13 protein-coding genes and 1 pseudogene are annotated in these 15,232 nt (G+C 35.1%); 7 read left to right on the top strand and 7 right to left on the bottom strand.

Annotation, left to right across the window (positions count from 1 at the left end; translation table 11 throughout):
- Positions 1-73: 73 nt before the first annotated feature.
- A complete protein-coding gene (map, locus tag ACP6PL_RS07325; RefSeq protein WP_426544070.1) occupies positions 74-841 on the bottom strand; it encodes a type I methionyl aminopeptidase in 768 nt (255 codons plus the stop codon).
- Between the two features lie 310 nt (positions 842-1,151).
- On the opposite strand from map, the gene ACP6PL_RS07320 reads away from it, so the two are divergent.
- Positions 1,152-1,637: a glutathione peroxidase gene (locus tag ACP6PL_RS07320; protein WP_426544068.1), complete on the top strand. Its 486-nt coding sequence runs from the start codon at positions 1,152-1,154 to the stop codon at positions 1,635-1,637.
- A 193-nt stretch (positions 1,638-1,830) separates the two neighbouring features.
- Here ACP6PL_RS07320 and ACP6PL_RS07315 read toward each other — a convergent pair whose 3' ends face one another.
- Positions 1,831-2,895 (bottom strand): GGDEF domain-containing protein, encoded by a 1,065-nt coding sequence (locus tag ACP6PL_RS07315; RefSeq protein WP_426544066.1) that lies wholly within the window; start codon positions 2,893-2,895, stop codon positions 1,831-1,833.
- A 185-nt stretch (positions 2,896-3,080) separates the two neighbouring features.
- Between ACP6PL_RS07315 and ACP6PL_RS07310 the strand changes: the two genes are divergently transcribed.
- Positions 3,081-4,184, top strand: a complete 1,104-nt coding sequence (locus ACP6PL_RS07310) for a permease (RefSeq protein ID WP_426544065.1) — start codon at positions 3,081-3,083, stop codon at positions 4,182-4,184.
- Between the two features lie 32 nt (positions 4,185-4,216).
- Entirely contained in the window at positions 4,217-5,023 is an 807-nt protein-coding gene (locus ACP6PL_RS07305; protein ID WP_426544064.1) for a TIGR03943 family putative permease subunit, read from the top strand.
- 131 nt (positions 5,024-5,154) lie between these two features.
- On the opposite strand, the gene uvrC is transcribed toward ACP6PL_RS07305, so the two are convergent.
- Together uvrC and ACP6PL_RS07295 are read right to left on the bottom strand one after the other, a co-directional pair.
- Positions 5,155-7,026: an excinuclease ABC subunit UvrC gene (gene uvrC, locus ACP6PL_RS07300; RefSeq protein WP_426544062.1), complete on the bottom strand. Its 1,872-nt coding sequence runs from the start codon at positions 7,024-7,026 to the stop codon at positions 5,155-5,157.
- Positions 7,027-7,254: 228 nt separating this feature from the next.
- The gene (locus tag ACP6PL_RS07295; protein WP_426544060.1) at positions 7,255-8,109 is read right to left on the bottom strand and encodes a metallophosphoesterase; all 855 of its coding nucleotides are present in this window, start codon (positions 8,107-8,109) and stop codon (positions 7,255-7,257) included.
- A 512-nt stretch (positions 8,110-8,621) separates the two neighbouring features.
- Here ACP6PL_RS07295 and ACP6PL_RS07290 point away from each other — a divergent pair.
- Complete coding sequence (locus ACP6PL_RS07290; protein ID WP_426544058.1) at positions 8,622-11,033, top strand: pentapeptide repeat-containing protein; 2,412 nt, start codon at positions 8,622-8,624, stop codon at positions 11,031-11,033.
- A gap of 389 nt (positions 11,034-11,422) precedes the next feature.
- On the opposite strand, the gene ACP6PL_RS07285 is transcribed toward ACP6PL_RS07290, so the two are convergent.
- The 3 genes and pseudogenes from ACP6PL_RS07285 to ACP6PL_RS07275 form a co-directional block, all read right to left on the bottom strand.
- Positions 11,423-11,611 carry a hypothetical protein gene (locus tag ACP6PL_RS07285; RefSeq protein ID WP_426544056.1) on the bottom strand — a complete coding sequence of 63 codons (189 nt, stop codon included), beginning with the start codon at positions 11,609-11,611 and terminating at the stop codon, positions 11,423-11,425.
- Between the two features lie 75 nt (positions 11,612-11,686).
- Positions 11,687-11,960, bottom strand: a pseudogene (locus ACP6PL_RS07280) (hypothetical protein); the annotation flags it as partial.
- 136 nt (positions 11,961-12,096) lie between these two features.
- Positions 12,097-12,303, bottom strand: a complete 207-nt coding sequence (locus ACP6PL_RS07275; protein WP_426544054.1) for a hypothetical protein — start codon at positions 12,301-12,303, stop codon at positions 12,097-12,099.
- A 946-nt stretch (positions 12,304-13,249) separates the two neighbouring features.
- Between ACP6PL_RS07275 and ACP6PL_RS07270 the strand changes: the two genes are divergently transcribed.
- The 3 genes from ACP6PL_RS07270 to ACP6PL_RS07260 all read left to right on the top strand — a co-directional run bounded on the left by ACP6PL_RS07270 (position 13,250) and on the right by ACP6PL_RS07260 (position 15,077).
- Entirely contained in the window at positions 13,250-14,122 is an 873-nt protein-coding gene (locus ACP6PL_RS07270; RefSeq protein ID WP_426544052.1) for an S-methyl-5'-thioadenosine phosphorylase, read from the top strand.
- A 490-nt stretch (positions 14,123-14,612) separates the two neighbouring features.
- The gene (locus ACP6PL_RS07265; protein ID WP_426544050.1) at positions 14,613-14,777 is read left to right on the top strand and encodes a hypothetical protein; all 165 of its coding nucleotides are present in this window, start codon (positions 14,613-14,615) and stop codon (positions 14,775-14,777) included.
- A 36-nt stretch (positions 14,778-14,813) separates the two neighbouring features.
- On the top strand, positions 14,814-15,077 hold the full coding sequence (locus ACP6PL_RS07260) for a hypothetical protein (RefSeq protein WP_426544048.1): 264 nt from the start codon (positions 14,814-14,816) through the stop codon (positions 15,075-15,077).
- Positions 15,078-15,232 lie beyond the last annotated feature (155 nt).

Raw genomic sequence — 15,232 nt, 5'->3', positions numbered from 1 at the left:
TTTAACCAGAGGTAATTATCAATTATCCATTATCAATTATCAATTAATGAAAGCAATCGTACCAGACTTGATATCATCCCTCATACTGAGTCAATATTTCTACCCCTGTTTCTGTTACTGCCACAGTATGCTCAAACTGTGCTGATAGTTTACCATCCTTAGTAATAGCAGTCCAACCGTCATCAAGCACTATTCCTTCCCAAGTACCCTCATTAATCATCGGTTCAATAGTAAATACCATTCCAGTTCGTAACTTTTTTCCTTTTCCTCTAATGCCATAATGAGGAATTTGTGGTGCAGTATGGAAAATATTACTCACACCATGACCAACAAAATCTCTAACCACAGAAAAACCTTCTGCTTCAGCATATTCTTGAATAGCAGCCCCAATATCCCCAATTTTATTTCCAGGCTTAACTTCAGCAATACCTAAATACATACATTTTTCTGTAACTTCAACTAATTTTTTTGCTAGTGGAGAAGGTTCACCTACAAAAAAAGTTTTAGAAGTATCTCCATGATAACCATCAAGAATTGGTGTGACATCAATATTAATAATATCCCCATCTTTTAACACTTGTTTCTCATGAGGAATACCGTGACATATTACTTCATTAATACTGGTGCAAATAGACTTAGGAAAACCATGATAACCAAGAGGCGCACTACGAGCGCCATGAGCTTGTGTCCAACGTTCTGCTTCCTCATCTAATTCCAGGGTTGTTACTCCTGGCTTGACAAAGGGTTCAAGATGATGTAGCAATTCTGCTGCCAAATGCCCTGCTCGACGCATTTTTTCTATTTCTCTTTTCGATAATAAAACGATAGTTTCAGTTGCCATTGCTTGTTTAATTTAATACTTGAGCTATAGGGTTTCACGGAAGTCGGAAGTAGTAGGGGCAAATGGCCATTTCGCTGCGCGACATGAAACGCCCGTACAGAAGTCAGAAGTGAAATTTGATAGACTTAAAGTAATGGTTATGCACTAATTCCGTCTATTATTTTTCACATCATCAGTTACCAACTATTTGTGACATCTTTAAAGTGAATTAGTATTATTTTACCATAGTTTGATTTAATCAAAAATATTATCTCTGTTTCCAACTACAGTGTAAAATTTATAATTATTCAGTTAGAGGTTTTCTTCAAAGATGAGCACCACAGTTTCAGATATTACCGTCAAAACTATTAATGGCGAAGAAAAAGAATTAGTAAATTATGCTGGTCAGGTTTTATTAATTGTGAATGTAGCATCTTATTGTGGTTACACGCCACAATATAAAGATTTGGAGGAATTAAACCAAAAATATCGTGATGCTGGCTTAATAATTTTAGGTTTTCCCTGCAATGATTTTGGGGCACAAGAACCAGGAAGTAATGCAGAAATTGTTGATTTTACTAAGACAAAATATGATGTAAGTTTTGAGTTATTTGATAAGGTTCATGCTAAAGGTTCTGAGAAACATCCTCTTTATTCTTGTTTGACAAATGCTGTTAATCCTAAAGGTGATGTAGCCTGGAATTTTGAAAAGTTTGTCGTTGATAAACAAGGAGAAGTTGTTGCTAGGTTTAATAGTAGTGTGGCTCCTAATTCACCAGAATTAATTGCTGTTATTGAAGCTGAATTAGCTAAATAATGAAATAAATACACCCAGCAGTTTTGATTTTGTAGAGTCTTGATGAACAGTTAGGGAATTGGTATTTAGATTCCAATTCCCCAAAATAATACTAGAGTTAGATAATACTTCCATGTATTTACTAATTAACAGAGACTCAATAATCTTTTTGATAATTAAAACTATTTTCTATTAACTTAATGGGCAACTACTATTAACTACATATAACACGATCGCGACCCGTTGCTTTAGCTTGATAAAGAGCTTTATCTGCTTGAGCAATTAACTTTTCTATAGAGCTACCCAATTCAGGTATAGTAGTAGCCACTCCTAAACTTAAAGTGACAAGTTCTGATATATAAGAACCTTGATTAATAATTTTTAATGATTTGACCTGAGAGCGAATTTTTTCAGCAATACAAACAGCTTCAGCCTGAGTTTTTTTAGGTAAAACTATAGCAAATTCTTCACCTCCATAACGAGCAACTAAATTTTCATTATTTGCCTTAGTTATCATTTGAACAGTTTTATTTATTGTCAAGGCAACTTGTTTCAGACACTGATCTCCAGCTTGATGACCGTAAGTGTCATTATAACCTTTAAAACAATCAATATCTGCCATAATTATGGATATAGGATTTTGCTCTTTAGACATTTGGAACCATTGTTGAGCTAGATATTGGTCAAATTTTCTACGATTAGGAACTTGAGTTAAAGCATCTAAAGAAGCTTGAAGTTCTAATTCTTTATGAGCTGTTTCCAACTTTAGATAAAGCTCCTGGAGTAAATTATTTGCCAATTGATGAATATGAGATTGAGCTACAAGCAGATGATGAACATCTAAAAGTCTATAGACATTGGGTTCGATTTCAACAACAATTGGCTCGTATGCAATATCAGTCGATCTCTGCAAAGCTCTATTACTTGCCTCCAGAATTGTAGTATTTGCCGGGATAACTAAAAAATCCGTACAAGCAAATTGATACAAAGTTTTGATAGACCTTTTCAGAAATAATTCTCTGCCAAAAGGGCGACTCAGATACTCCAAAAATCGCTGTCGAGAAATCATTCCTGAGAGCTGCTTATCCTCCATTAAAATCACGCCTGGCAATCTTGGTTCAGCTTCTAGCCTCAAAGCAGCTATTTCTCCTACTTGATTATTATCAACTTGAAAATCATATAGAGACAAATCACCTACAGTTGACTCCTGAAATGTTCTTGACAGACAATTGTCAGGAATTGTCGAAACTAAGAACTCGGAGGAAGATAAATTCAACATGAATTGTAAATATTTTGTATATCTAGAGAATACAGTATCTAGCTAAATAAGAAAATTATCTAATTCCAAGTAATTTAATAATCTTATTATATACTAACAGTGTAAATTAATATATATGGTTAGCTAGATGATTTTGATCGCCTAACAATTATAAATGTAAATAGCATTAAAAAGTAAATTTAAAGATGGCATCAACACTGACAAATCAGTTGAATAATTCTTTCACCCTCTTTCTCAGTTTATTGGTAGAAGCAATACCATTTTTACTGTTAGGGGTTATTTTTTCCGGAATATTACAATGGTTCATTGATGAACGAAAATTAATTACATATCTGCCTCAAAATCCACTTTTAGGAGCATTTGTAGGTAGCTTAGTTGGTTTTTTGTTCCCAGTCTGTGAATGTGGTAATGTTCCAGTTGCCCGACGTTTATTGATACAAGGTGTGCCAGCATCAGTAGCAATTGGATTTTTATTGGCAGCTCCAACAGTTAATCCCATAGTTATCTGGGCAACTTGGACCGCATTTAGAGACCAACCAGAAATTGTGGTGTTGCGAGTAGTATTTTCTCTAGCTATAGCAACAATTATTGGTTGGATATTTAGTGTACAGAAGGATATACGACAAATTCTGCAACCTACAACTGCTCGTTTATTACCTAGACCTCAACAGCCAGTTTCTCAAGAGTCAGAAACTTCTCCTCTTCTACAGTCAGGAACATTTTTTTTAGGTCGATCTACTACATCTGTCCCTCTAGAATCTATGGGACTTTGGCCAGGCTCAATGACGACATCTGTTGCTCAAGGTCAGTCTTTGGGGATTACCAGTCAAACATCTACTAATAAAGGTATAGGTTGGACATCTCTCTTCGTTGTTCCTGATAAACAGCGACTTTTGTCTTTATTAAATAGTATGGTGCAGGAGTTACGGGAGTTGGGAGGAGTATTAGTCATTGGGAGTGCGATCGCTGCGCTGATTCAAGTTGCTGCTCCCCGTGAACTTATTCTGAATCTTGGTCAAGGTCCAGTTACTTCAATTATTGCTATGCTAGCTTTAGCAGCAGTAGTTTCTATTTGTTCGACTGTAGATGCTTTTTTTGCTTTGTCATTTGCTGCAACTTTTACCAGTGGTTCTCTATTAGCTTTTTTAGTTTTTGGACCGATGATTGATATTAAAGCTGTGGGTTTATTATTATCATTTTTTCGGTCACGAGCTGTGATTTATTTAATGATATTGGCAGCACAGTTAACATTTATTATGGCTTTGATTGTGAACTTGTATTTAAGTTGAATTAGCTCATAATTTACAGAAATAATTTTTATATGAAGGCTGAAAAATCATTGTTTTCTCTACTTAAACGATATGAACCTTGGTTGGATGCGACAGCAATTTTGGCTTGGGGTTTTTTGTTGATAAATTATTGGCTGACAGGAAAGTTATATATATTGATTCATCCCCGTTATTTTGGTTTAACTCTTGGCGCTGGAATCACTTTATTAATATTAGGTGGATGCAAAATATGGGAGTTATGGAATATTAGTAAAAAACAGAGACTCTCCAGTCAATCAAAACAAGAATTTATTATAATTCAAAATCAACATATTAACTTATTTCCTCCTGGTTGGAGTAGTGGTTTACTGTTAATATCTGCTCTACTAGCTTTAACAATTACTCCTCAAGTTTTTACTAGTCAAACTGCATTACAAAGAGGGTTAACAGAATCTTTGCCAGTAACGAGAACTCAACCTCAAGAATTTCGGACTGCAACTAAACCAGAAGAGCGATCGCTAATTGAATGGATCAGGACTTTAAATGTTTATCCAGAGCCAGATGCTTATAATGGTCAAAAAGTTAAAGTAACTGGATTTGTAATTTATCCCCGGGGATTATCCGAGCAATATTTCTGGATATCTAGATTTATTCTGACTTGCTGTGCTGCTGATGCTTATCCGGTGGGATTACCTGTTAAATTACCAGAAGGTAGAAGTCGGAGTAAATATCCTCAAGATAGTTGGTTCATAATAAAAGGAGAAATGATTACTGAGGAGTTGAGAGGTCAACGTAAATTAACAATTTTGCCAACAGAAATAGAATCAATTCCTAAGCCTAAAAATCCTTATGATTATTAGCATTGAATAAGGAAAAGTTGGATGAGGATAGTCAAAGGCTAGCAACTTCGCATCTTATCAAACCCATTTAGTATCTTGAAAAAGATACTTATGTCACTCCCTACTGGAATATGGCAGGCAAAATGCCTGCGCTACAGATGAAAATAATCGTAAATCTGCTGTGCCAATTTTGGTCCAACCCCCGACACCTCCGCCAATTGTTCTACTGTTGCCATCCTAATATAATCAACGGAATGAAAATGTCCCAATAACAACTTTTGTCGATGGTGTCCTAAACCAGGAATCTCATCTAAGCGCGATCGCTTCATTCTCTGACTTCTTTTCTCCCTATGGAAACTCACGGCAAATCGATGCGCTTCATCTCGCAACCTCCGCAACAACTGTACCCCCGGTTGTTCGGCGTCACTTTTTAACGGTTGCGACTCCCCTGGTAAAAAAATCTCCTCCCGTTGTTTTGCTAAACTCACAACCAGCACTTCTCCTAATATATTCATCTCTTCCATTACTGCCACTACTGCAGAAAGTTGCCCTTTCCCACCATCTATCATTATTAAGTCTGGTTTCTCTGTAGTCGGTTGTTTTTCATAATCGCGAAACCGTCGCCCAATAACTTCTGCCATACTCGCAAAATCATCAGAATGACCTGAATAGACTTCTGGATTTTTTATTTTATAATGTCGATAATGTTGTTTTGCTGGCAAACCGTCAATAAATACTACCCGCGATGCTACTGCATCCGAACCTTGAATGTGAGAAATATCATAACCCTCTATCCGGTGAGGTAGCTCTGGCAAATCTAATATTTCTGCTAAGTCTGTCATAGCTTCATTATTGCGATCTCTCATTTTTTCTAACCGCGCCAACTCATACTCAGCATTCTTTTTTACCATTTCAATTAATTCTGCTTTTCCTTGGCGTTGTGGCACAAATATTTCTACTTTTTTACCTTTCTTTTCTGTCAACCAATTTTGCAAAAATTCACCCTCAGGCAACTCATTTTGCACAATAATTTCTGTAGGAATTTCTACGGAATCTACTATTTGATAATGAGATTCTAAAACACGCTGCAAAATTGATCCTAACTCCTGAATTTCTGTTGTTCCTAAATTAGGAATTTCAGCAATAAATCCTAATCTACCTACTAATTTTCCTGCTCTAATTTGGAATATTTGAACACAAGCAATTTGATTATTTCCAGCTAAAGCTATTGCATCTCTAGAAATTTGGTCGTCTGGTAAGGAAACTTTTTGGTCAGCATTTAGAGAATTCAAATCTCTAATTTGGTCGCGAATAGCTGCGGCCTTCTCAAAGTTTAGAGATTCGGCTTCTTTTTCCATTTGAGTATTCAATATATCGATCAATTCTCGACTCCGACCTTGAAAAATCATTGCCACTTTTTGCACAATTTTATGATATTCCTCTGGAGTAATTAATGTCTGACAAACTCCCGGACAGCGACCAATATCATAATTGAGACAAGGCCGGTCTTTAAATAAAGGTTTTGGTCTTTGACGTAGGGGAAAAATTCGTTTGACTAAATTTAGGGTATTTCTCAAGAGTCTAGTATCAACGTATGGGCCATAATAACGGTCTTTAACTTTACCTAATCGGCGCTTTCTCGTAATAAAAATTCTGGGATAATCTTCCGACCAAGTTATGCAAAGATAGGGATATTTTTTATCATCTTTGAGTAAGACATTAAAGTATGGTTGATGTTGTTTTACAAGATTAGCTTCTAATGCTAAAGCTTCAGCTTCTGTATCTGTAACAATAAATTCAATTTCTACTATTTGTTGTACCATTAAGCTGATACGATGAGTATGATTTTTACCATCTCGAAAATAGGAACGAACTCGGTTTCTCAACTTTTTAGATTTGCCAATATAAAGGATGCGATCGCTACTATCGCGCATTAAATAAACTCCCGGAGTTTGGGGAATTTCTTTGAGTCGATTTTCTAAACGTTCTGAGTCTTTTATTAGGGGTAAAGTTTGAGTTATCATATAAAGTAAGGAAGAAGTAAGAAGGAAAAAGTAAGAAGGAAGAAGGAAGAAAAAAAGGGAAACAATGATATATATTGATAGCTTATAGGATTGGGAATAGCTCATCATAGAAGGCAAAACTTTACTAAAAAATTAAGCTATAAATCCTCTCCATTCATGGAGAAATAAATTTCCTTTAGCTCAATCCTCTTCTTTATAACAAGAGGTAATAATTAATTATTAATTATTCTACCTCCTACTCTCTATCTTTCTTTGAGTAAACTCTGTAACTTTCCCTGTTTTACTCAGATGAAATATAGCAATTGCATCAGCTCCTGACTGAACATTTGCCAGACAAAAAATATCTGTCAAATTTCCGGAAGTTAGTGATATTTTGTTACGATAAATTTTATGCAAATGACTACAAACTACTAACTTTGGTTTTAACTCATATACTAACATTTTTGCATATTCATTTCCTACTAGATCGTAATAACATCTACTCCTACATTGCTGTTCAAACTCTTCAGCATCTACAGGATTTATGATATTAGCAGGCCAGTCATGTAATAACAAAATATCTGTAGATTTATAGCCTAAAGCTTGAATAATTTCTGCTTCTGTAAAGATAATATAATCTTTATTAGAATAGCTGCTAATTTGGGAAACTTTAGGTCTATCAAAATGAAATTTTTCCTCTTGATAAATACCAGAAACTCCTACAACTTTTAGACCTGCCAAAACCAACGAGCCGACCCTACCAAGATAATAGCAATTATGAGTAATTTCTGTACCTGTATTAAATTGGTCTAAAAAACCATAAGGCTCATGATTACCACCAATAAACCAGATAGGCCAAGGAAAAATTGCTCTTTGTTCATAAAAGTCGGGAAAGTCTGCCAATTTACGATATTTTGTAGGTGCATCCATTGTTGCTAAATCAGCTTCATGGCGGTGGGGTTCAAAATCTCCTACTTGGAGAATAAATGCAAGCTGTTGATTAGAAGAATTTTCCCACTGCTGTAGTAAATCAATCATTGTGTAAATATAGCCGTGGACATCACCAACTACTGCAAAAAATATGTCTTGATAGTTGTTAAACATTATACTTTATCTATTCATTTAGATTATCATTCAATACTCAAGTAATTAATTTAAGCATGATGGAACATCTTTGATTTTATCAAAATATATTTTTTTGTCGAACATTAAAAGTCTTAAAACCTAAGTATTCAGTTATTAGCGATCAGCAATTAGCTTGGGAATGTCTATTTGACACATTTGCAGTGAATATCTAAAGTTTTCAAATGTGATTTTGACTATACTCAAACTTGGTAATTCAATCTTTTAATACCAGGACTTGACTTTATTTTGTATGAAGCTAATCCCTGGTAGGTGACAGTTGGATGCTTACCTTAAAACTATAATTCTCAAGTTTAATCTACACAAATTTAAAAATGGACTCTAATATTTAATTTAAGGTCAATTTATCAATAGTTGTTTAGGCAGTTCCAAGATTAGAAAAAGTGAGTAAGTAGAAAATAAAGAATCACTGAATATGTAAAAATATTAATTTTCAGGTAAAGTTATTGGATATGCAGATGAAGTCAAAGAAAATGAATAACCCCCTGAATCAAATTCCTATATTAGATACTAATATAGCTAAATCTACCACCCCTATGCTCTATAGTCTCGAAGCAGTCAAAGAATGTTTACTATATGGTGAAGTAGAATTAAGAGTAGCAGCAGTCTCTGAAACTATCAAACATGGAGATGCAGGATTAGATTTGTTACTTGTGGCCTTACAGGATATTTCAGCAGAAGTACAATGGGCAGCATATTCAATACTACTGGAACAGGAACAACCTAAAGCCAAACTAGCATTATCCCAATATACTTGGGATGTATGCAGAATACTAGAGCTATACGCCGCTGGGAAACGGAGGTTTATCCGAGCCAATATGAGAAATGTAAACCTCACTGGTTTAGACCTACAGGGTATAAATTTTAGTTTTGCCTATTTCAAAGATGCCGATCTGAGTAGTATTAATCTCAAAAATGCGAATCTATTAGAAGCTAATCTACGAGGTACAAATCTCAAAGATGCTAACCTCAAAAATACTAATCTTGAAAATGCTAATCTTAGTGTTGCCAAACTTAGGGGTATTAATTTAAGTAATGCTAATTTAAGTGGTGCTAACTTGAGTGGTGCCGACATCAGTCTTGCCAATCTAACTAATGCTAATTTAGCTAATACAAATCTTAGTCGTGCAGACTTAAGAGGTAGTAAACTTAGAGGTATAAATCTGAGGGGTAGTAAACTAAATGAGGCAACAAAACTTGATAGTAAATGGTTATTAATCTGGGAAATAGTTAATCATAAAGCTATTGGTAAAGACCTCAAAAATCTTAATCTAATCAGCATCGATCTTGAAGGTGTTAATATAAGTAATGCTAACCTCAGTGCTGCTAAACTTAGAGATGTTAATCTGAGTAATGCTAACCTCAGTGGGAGTAATTTTAGTGCTGCTAAACTCCATAATGTTAACTTGAAAAATACTGACCTAAGTAATGCTAACCTCAGTGGGAGTAATTTGAGTAATGCTAATCTATGCCATGCTAATCTCGAAAATAGTGACCTTAGTAATGCTGATTTTAGAGGTGCAAATCTTAACTGTGCTAACTTCCGAAACACAAAAATCAATGATTTAACCAAACTAGATCATAAATGGCATTTAGTCTGGAAAATTGTCAATCAACAACGTATAAATAAGGATCTCAAAGGAGTCAACCTCAGTGATGCTGATCTTCGGGGTATCAACTTAAAAAATATTAATCTCCGCGGTGCTAACCTAGAGTCGGCTGATTTAGGTACAGAGTATTGCCATACTCTATCTCCGAGAAAAGGATTAGAAAACATTAGGAACAACTATTATAGTCGGTCAAATCTCAGAAATGCCAATCTTTGTAATGCTAACATGAAAGCCATTAATCTAACAGGAGCTTATTTAGATGGAGCTAATTTGAGTGTAGCTCAACTAATTGCAGCTAAACTCAACGATGCGGAAATGACCAACGCTAACCTCACTGCTGCTGACCTCAATAGCGCAGATTTAAGAAATGCCAACCTCAGTAGTGCTGATTTAAGTGCTGCTGACTTCAGTAATGCCAATCTTAGTAATACTAACCTCATCAATGCTCATATCAGTGCTGCTAAATTTTCCAATGCTCAACTTGATGGTGCTAAAATCAATGAAGCTGACCTTAGTGCTGCCGATCTAAGTGGTGCTAATCTTCGTAACGCCGATCTAAGTGGTGCTAATCTTCGTAACGCCGATCTAAGTGGTGCCGATCTTCGTAACGCTGATCTAAGTGATGCTGATCTAAGTGGTGCCCATCTGGAAAATGCAGATCTCAGTTGGGTTAACCTCAAGGGTGTAAAACTTCGTGAAACAACTAGAATAGATCGAAAATGGTATACAGTTTGGCAAATTGTTAATGAAAAAATAACAGTTAAAAACTTACAAGGTAATGACCTCAGTAATAGTCAATTAAATAGTGTTGATCTCAGTCGTGCTAACCTTAGCAAGGCCAACTTGAGTGGTTCGAGTCTGCGAGTAGCAGATTTGTGGGATGCCAATTTAGAAAATGCTAATCTGAGTAATGCTAACTTGGGTGGTGTTAATCTTAGTAGTGCTAATCTCAAGGGTGCTAACCTAAGTGAAACTGACCTTAGTCGCACTCACCTGCGACATACCATTCTTAGTAATGCCATTCTCAATGGTGCTAACTTGATGGGGTCTGATTTATGGGGTGTTAACTTAGGTGGTATCGATCTTAGTGGTGTTAACCTGAGTTATGCTGACCTTAGCTATGCAAATCTCAAAGATGCTGATTTAAGTGGTGCAAATCTTAGTCGTGCTAATCTTAGTAATGCCGACCTCAATGGTGTCAATCTCAGTGATGCTGATTTAAGTGGGATTAATCTGAGTAATGCCAATCTCAATAATTGTATATTACCTGATTGAAAGTAATTTGCTCAAATGGACTTCCTATTATAGACATTTACAGAATGTATCGCATTTATCAAATAAACGAAGTATTGAGAAATGCTATTTTGGTCCTAAATAAGTGGTAACAAGTTAAAACTTTATAAAATAACTAGGACTTATGTAGTACAGCCTATTTTCCTCATTACGACCAACAGGAAAGCAATCTCAGCAAAGCAATCTCAAATTCTAGTTTTTCCTACCTAATGCGTAAGTCCTGATAACATTAAAACTAATACCATGAGTAGATCTTGTCATAAAAGCTTGATATTTTAGGATTATCTAAATTATACAACCTATATAGGAATCCTATCTATTGACTATTATCACAAAAGTTTAATGATTTATGTCAAATGTCGAGAGTAAATTTAATACCTTGGTTCTAAGAATTCTCTATTGAAAGAGTTGTTAGAAGTATCTTCAGGTAACCAACGACATTCTAATTTTCCTGCATCTATTTGAGGTACTTTAATCGCAAACCCATTACCATCGCTTACCATAGAAAATCCAAAACCAACAGAGGTTCCTAGTAAAACTAGAGCAACTGTTCTAAACATTTATATATTCTCCAATAATATAAGTTTAATTACTTCTTATTTAAACTTACAAAGGAAAAATCAAAATTCCGCATAATGACTTATTACAGTCACTATGATGTTATCTGTTGTGCTGATTTGTCTAATATATTGTCGGTCTACTCCGGACATAAAATTACCACTTCTTACTCCGTCTTTACGCTGAGGAAACCTCAGCGCAGGCGGTGCGCTTTTTTGATGTCCAGAATTATCTAAAATCAAACTAAATCCTGTACTCAACTTTGGAGCGAGAAGGTTTGTTAATTATTTATAACCGACGTTGATTGATTTTACTTAGCTCCCAAGGAGAATCTATGATGAAATGGTGTAATCAATTATAAACTACTACAATATAGTTATTAGCAAGGGTAAGATATGTTTTTCCTCTAATTAAGAATTAATTCTAAACTTTAAACTAATACTCAATGCTTATAACTAATAAACTTGGCATAAATTTACAATTCCGATTACTTTATCAGACTAATTCGTCCTGCTTCTAATTCTTCATAAATTGTTTGAATTTGGTCTTGTTCTGTGATACTTAAAGAATGAAGCGAGAATAAAGCCAATCTTAAAACCTGGCGATCGCTGGCGGAAATTTTCCGCACTGCTAAAATATTTTTGACAACTGATTCTATTGGAACATTTCTGGCTTTAACTTTGGAATTGTTCATTTTTCTTAACTAAAATTAGATGATTTTGAAACAAAAAAAATATTATATTAATAGTAGATACCCCCAGAAAGATCAAAAAAACTGTGGGCCAGAGAAAAACAAAGATATGATATTGATATCAACTACCAATAGATCTTTCACTACATTACGATAAAAGTCCGGTAGTTTTTATGAAGATTTGGTAAAGATTACGGATAATTGCGTATTTAATCAGAATATACAATTTTTGTATGCTTTTTAACAAAAAATATGACGTTGGTAATTGATAGGATGATTTATCTTTTGGTATATCAGCTCTGTGCCTACCCTAATTAATGATTAGAGGCAATCACAGAGGGATTACCTCCACAAATTTCATCCTATGATTTACCAAAACCAAAAAAGAGGGAGTAGGGAGTAGGGAACCCACCCCTAACCCCTCCCCATACAGTGCTTTTCAGTTGAGTAGACCACAAAAATGTTGTAGGAGTAAGGAGTAAGGAGTAATGAATCAGTATGATTGTGGTTTATTCATATGAAAACCGCTGTAAGAGGAAAGAATTGACGGTTTATGCGTATGGAATTGATTTAATTTTTTATTTTTGGAGATGTCTATTAGTAAACACTAAGTTGGCGCGAAATAATAGGAACCCATATCCGGTAACATCAATTCCGCTCGATTGATCGTAATCAAACTGTTCTCCTACTAAATATCTCTGTGTGATATCTATTTCATACAAATGTTGGTACATTAAGTTTGTTGGTATATGCTTAGGTGTTAGGAAGTGCAGAAATATCTGAATAGTTATAGTTTTGCAGAAGATTTTACTGTAACTATCTTTATGGGAATTTGCTATTACCTGTTGCTTATTTCTTATTCTCTGTTCCCTATTACTAATTATTTGTAGGTATTTAACCAGAGATGATATAAAATATTGGAGTAAGAGGAATATCAGGTAATCAAAGCATGACTGAAGTAAAGATTGGCATTATTGGTGGTAGTGGTTTATACAAAATGGAAGAACTTAAAGATGTAGAAGAGATAAAGGTAAATACTCCTTTTGGCTCCCCTTCTGATGCTTTTATTGTTGGTACTTTAGAAGGAACAAGAGTAGCATTTCTCTCCAGACACGATCGCAACCACACTTTATTACCATCTGAATTACCATTTCGTGCCAATATCTATGGTATGAAAAGTCTAGGTGTAGAATATTTAATCTCTGCTTCTGCAGTAGGTTCTCTCAAAGAAGAAGTCAAACCTCTAGACTTAGTAGTAGTAGACCAGTTTATTGACCGCACAAAAGGTCGGCCATCTACATTTTTTGGTGAAGGAATAGTAGCACATATTACTTTTGAAAATCCTACTTGTCCTCAACTAGCAAAAATGCTGGCGGATGCTGCGGAAAGTTTGAACTTAGCAGATATAAATGTACATCGCAGTGGCACTTATTTATGTATGGAGGGTCCTGCTTTTTCTACCAAGGCGGAGTCAAATTTATATCGTAGTTGGGGTGCAACAGTTATCGGGATGACAAACTTGCCAGAGGCGAAGTTGGCAAGGGAGGCAGAAATAGCTTATGCAACTCTAGCTTTATCTACAGATTATGATTGTTGGCATGACGAGCATGATAGCGTGACTGTAGATATGGTGATTAATAATTTAAAGAAGAATGCTGTGAATGCCCAAAAAGTTATTCAGGAAACTGTGCGGAGGTTGAGTGAAGATCAGTTTGTTTCTGATTCTCATTCAGCTTTGAAAAATGCTATTTTGACTCCTTTGGATAAAGTACCTGCTACAACTAAGGAAAAATTGGAATTATTATTGCAGAAATATATTTAATTTTTCTCTGCATTCTATTCATAAATAGGTTGCTTAAGTACCTTCAGATAGTCAGACTAGGGCAGTTAATAGACATCTCCGAAAATTAATCTCAAACCTTACTAATTCCCAATAAGACTTACCCAAAGAAACCCGGTTACTACGATAAATCTTTGGTTTGAACCATAAACATTGATAATAAAACTGGGTTTCTGGGTTATTGTACGTAATATCATGTCCGCTGGTATTGTTTGCGTAAAAGATAGAGTGAATATCTACAGAAAATTTAAGTTTTTTCCAGCTTTTAAACCTTTTTTTCTTCTTCCTTCTTCCTTCTTCCTTACCTTCTTTATACAATACCAATGCTACCGGACATGATATCAATGATTTTATTCAAGAAACAAGAAGTTATTTTGGTAATAGAATTATTGTAGCTGCGACTTCTCCTAATCGCAGGTGGTTAGTTTTAGATGTTCGTTATGATTACGGCGGACAGAATATCTTTTTAGACTTGGAGAAGCAAACTGGATTTGTCCATGACTTTACTGATGGCGATATGGATGTTAGAAATTCTATTACTATTACTCCAGACAGCAAGCAGGCGATCGTTTTAATGCAAGAAGAAGTTGCTGATTGCATAATGAGTCCTTTATCCCTAGAATTATTCGATCTATAAACACGTCTGACAGTAAAAAAATGCTTTCTACCTTTTATGTTTCCAGGATATGAAGTACCTTATCAAGCTGCCATAACTACTATCTGGAGTTATGGAGTCTCTGCTGTAGAGACAAACATTGTCAGGGTTTGGGAACTTAGTAGCTGTCGTCCTTCTCCACTTTGTCCTATCCACAGACTTGATTATGAAGATATCATCAGTGGTTTAGGATTTACTCCTGACGGGCAACAGGCAATTTCTCGCTCTGAGACAGGTATTCAAGTTTGGAGTTTAGCTAAAGGTGCAGAAATTCCGGTGTGAGAATGTAAATGTTCCTTAAAAGTATAAATATATAGCAATCCTATTTTATTCGTGGCAAAAATCTTACTGCTTTTTAGGGAACACTTAACTGGCAACAGGCAACAGTTCATTAATTGATAATTGATAATGGATAATTGATAATTACCTCTGGTTAA

It is taken from the genome of Dapis purpurea BLCC-M126, assembly GCF_050015975.1.
In the GTDB taxonomy this organism is placed as follows: domain Bacteria; phylum Cyanobacteriota; class Cyanobacteriia; order Cyanobacteriales; family Microcoleaceae; genus Trichodesmium.
Note: the sequence above shows the minus strand (reverse complement) of the source record. Positions and strands in the feature narration are given on the sequence as shown.

Bases quoted from the DNA above. Each gene is read 5' to 3' on its own strand.
- map (WP_426544070.1), bottom strand. From the start codon at position 841: ATGGCAACTGAAACTATCGTTTTATTATCGAAAAGAGAAATAGAAAAA.
- ACP6PL_RS07320 (WP_426544068.1), top strand. From the start codon at position 1,152: ATGAGCACCACAGTTTCAGATATTACCGTCAAAACTATTAATGGCGAA.
- ACP6PL_RS07315 (WP_426544066.1), bottom strand. From the start codon at position 2,895: ATGTTGAATTTATCTTCCTCCGAGTTCTTAGTTTCGACAATTCCTGAC.
- ACP6PL_RS07310 (WP_426544065.1), top strand. From the start codon at position 3,081: ATGGCATCAACACTGACAAATCAGTTGAATAATTCTTTCACCCTCTTT.
- ACP6PL_RS07305 (WP_426544064.1), top strand. From the start codon at position 4,217: ATGAAGGCTGAAAAATCATTGTTTTCTCTACTTAAACGATATGAACCT.
- uvrC (WP_426544062.1), bottom strand. From the start codon at position 7,026: ATGATAACTCAAACTTTACCCCTAATAAAAGACTCAGAACGTTTAGAA.
- ACP6PL_RS07295 (WP_426544060.1), bottom strand. From the start codon at position 8,109: ATGTTTAACAACTATCAAGACATATTTTTTGCAGTAGTTGGTGATGTC.
- ACP6PL_RS07290 (WP_426544058.1), top strand. From the start codon at position 8,622: ATGAATAACCCCCTGAATCAAATTCCTATATTAGATACTAATATAGCT.
- ACP6PL_RS07285 (WP_426544056.1), bottom strand. From the start codon at position 11,611: ATGTTTAGAACAGTTGCTCTAGTTTTACTAGGAACCTCTGTTGGTTTT.
- ACP6PL_RS07275 (WP_426544054.1), bottom strand. From the start codon at position 12,303: ATGAACAATTCCAAAGTTAAAGCCAGAAATGTTCCAATAGAATCAGTT.
- ACP6PL_RS07270 (WP_426544052.1), top strand. From the start codon at position 13,250: ATGACTGAAGTAAAGATTGGCATTATTGGTGGTAGTGGTTTATACAAA.
- ACP6PL_RS07260 (WP_426544048.1), top strand. From the start codon at position 14,814: ATGTTTCCAGGATATGAAGTACCTTATCAAGCTGCCATAACTACTATC.